Raw genomic sequence first — 2936 nt, 5'->3', positions numbered from 1 at the left:
CGGCCTGCGGCCGCCCCCTCCCCCTTTATTTCGCCTCCAAGGGCATGGGAGCCCAGCGCCCGACCCACCGACCAGCCCAAAAAGCCTGGCTTCCGCCTGCTTACCGCAAGCCGCTACGGGGCCCTGACGCTCGCGGCAGGCCCGAACGGAGAAGACATCCCAGGCACGCCGTGATGCCCGGATGGAAGCCGAATACTTGATCGGCTTTTGCTGTAGCACCTGGCCACCCGACCAGTAAGGGCGAATAACCCTCGCCGCACTGTCTTCACTGATCCTGACCACGCGCTGTAAAGGGTGTAACAGCAGGCGTAACACGGGTGATACACCTGAAAGAAAGCGAGCAGCGGCGGGCCTGTGCGGCGCGTGATGTGCTTGTTCAGCAGATGTTATTTCCAACGGATCTGTAACAACCCTGTTGCCGCGTTACACCCTGAGATGCCGAAAAGGCCCGCAATGACGGGCGTTGGACGTTGGCACGAATGCTGCGTTACCCCTCGGCACGTTTCGAGGAGGTCGCCATGGACAGCGTTGTTGCATACCGCATCATCCCCGCAGGTGGCTGGCTGCTTGCCGCCGCGCTCGCGTTGCCCTGCGCGGCGCACGCCTCCGGCGCACGCCAGGGTATCAAGGCGCAGCCCGGTGAAATCGTCCTGCTGCGCGATGTCTCCACCCGGCCGGCCTACCGGCCTGCGCCGCCCGGCATGGCCTTGATCGCCGATCCCTCGCCCAAGCGCGAAGTCGCCCAGGCCCTTGGCACGTCCAGCGGCATGGATGAACTCAGCGACGACGACTATGCCGCCCTGGGCTCCAACACCGGCGCCGGCGTTACCCATGCGCCGACCACCATCGAACGCGTCACCGGACATACCGTCAACGCGACACTGGGCAAAGTCACCGACAGCGGCATGCTGTCCGGCGGCCAGCTCAGCACCACCATCGGTGGGCCCATGGGGGCCGTCACCGGCGCCACCCGCGGCATCGGCGACCAGGTGCGCGGCGCACTGGCGCAGTTCCCGTTGGGCCAGCCGGTAGGCGGGCCAGGCAAATGAACCGCCTGCCGCGCATCCTGCTCATCGCCGCCGTCATCGCCGCGCCGCTGCCGCTCTGCGCGCAGCAGGCCGATGACTACGCCGCCATGCTGTCCTACCTCAACACCAGCCGCATCGACGGCCGCGCGTTGTCCGGCGCCGAGGGTGCCATCACCGTCAACATGGTCGCCGGCGACCTCAACCAGCAGGCCAACCTGCTGGGCATCGCCAACGGCCGCAACGCCCATATCGCCGTCAACGCGCGCCAGCAGCAGGCCGACAACCAGGTGACCGGCGACGGTCCCCTGCACGCCAGCGCCAGCATCGGTGGACAGGCACTCAACGGCGCCAGTGGCGTCGCCATGATCAACCAGGCCAGCGGCACCGGCAACGCGACGCGCAACGTCGTCACCGCCACGCTGGCGCAACAGGGCATACGCGAGTCGAACGATGCGGCCTTGGCCGCGTCGGGGGCGCTTGCGTCAGCAGGGGGGCAGGGGGCCGTCAATCGCGGTCGGCCGGCCGGAACCCGCAGCGTCGCGGTGGAAGGCACCGCGCTGCAGGGCTTCGACGGCGTCCTGCAACTCAATCAGATCGCGGGATCCGGCAACGCCACCGCAAACCAACTGAGCATCTCGGTGCAGTCCACCCCGTGAGTAGTCACATCCACCCGATTGTCTGTGATGAGAGAGAGGGCACCATGAACACCAACATGCACCGTACCGTATTGGCCATCGCGATCGCAGCCGCGTCCGCGTCCGTCGCCGCGCAGGACAACCAGAACCAGAGCGCGTTCATCAACCACCTGCACAACGTGGTGGAAACGCGCACCAACCTCAACACCAACGTCGATACCGATGTTGATACCAACATCGACACCAACATCGAAACCAATACGCGCAACGACAACGATTCGCGTACCTGGAACCGTACCTGGAACAACACCCGCAACAACAACACCACCAGCAACACCGATACCACCAACAACAGCACCACCAACAGCAGCGTGACCCGTACCCGCGACGTCACCGTCAACGAGAACGTCAACAAGACCAGTAACATCCAGGCCGACGAGCGCCAGGAAAAGAACAACCACGGCGTCGACGTCAACCTTGAAAAAGACATGCGCCTGAGTTCGGACGTGAACTTCTCGGGAGATCCGGAAATCACCGGCTCGATCGACCTCGACTCGGCCGCCATCGCCATCATCGACAACCGCCAGTCGATCACCGACAACGCCGCCTCCAACAGCCTGGTCACCAACAGTGCCTCGATCGCCGATGACGTCGGCTCCGATGCCTCGGGCAACCTCGGCTTCAACGTCGCCGCTGGCGACAACAACGCCCAGGACAACGCCGCGTCGCTGTCCGCGGCCGATGCCTCCTTCAGCTTCGGCATGGCCGACGCCGAAGTGTTCGTCAACCAGTACGGCGCCGGCAACACCACCCTCAACTCCGGCGTGACCAACGCCGCAGGCCTGGGCGGCAATGCCTTCAGCAACGCGTCGGGCAACATCGGTGCCAACGTCGCCTCGGGCAACAACAACGAGCAGAAGAACGCGCTCGCCGCCTCGGTGGCCACCAGCGCCTATGCGACCTCGAGCATCAGCTCCAACCAGGTCTCCACCGGCAACAGCGTGGCCAACGCCGGCTACCTGCGCTCCATGACCGACACCGTCAACGTCAGCCTGCGTGGCCGCGTCGCCGGTGGCACCCTGGCCGTGGGCGCCGGCACCTACAGCGGCAGTGGCAGCGCCTACCAGAAGGACAACTACTACCTGGATTCCTGGAGCGGTGAACTGCCGCACCCGGGTGGCAACCCGACYGGCCACCTCGACATGGACAACGAGATCCAGAACGCAACGGCCAACCCGAACCGGGAAGGCGTGGGCGGTATCGCCTTCGTTAC

At 65.4% G+C, this 2936-nt stretch carries 3 protein-coding genes; all 3 read left to right on the top strand.

Annotated elements, in window-relative coordinates:
* The first annotated feature begins 518 nt into the window (after nt 1-518).
* On the top strand, nt 519-1049 hold the full coding sequence (locus AC1DQP_RS18935; protein ID WP_457319898.1) for a hypothetical protein: 531 nt from the start codon (nt 519-521) through the stop codon (nt 1047-1049).
* A complete protein-coding gene (locus AC1DQP_RS18930) occupies nt 1046-1684 on the top strand; it encodes a hypothetical protein (protein WP_457319896.1) in 639 nt (212 codons plus the stop codon). Before AC1DQP_RS18935 ends, AC1DQP_RS18930 begins: the two co-directional genes overlap by 4 nt.
* Nucleotides 1685-1728: 44 nt before the next feature.
* Nucleotides 1729-2936: adhesin (locus AC1DQP_RS18925; protein WP_478052247.1), on the top strand; the 1208-nt coding region annotated here is incomplete at its 3' end.

It is taken from the genome of Stenotrophomonas sp. P5_A8, from assembly GCF_056400545.1.
This window is presented reverse-complemented; position numbering and strand designations above follow the sequence as displayed.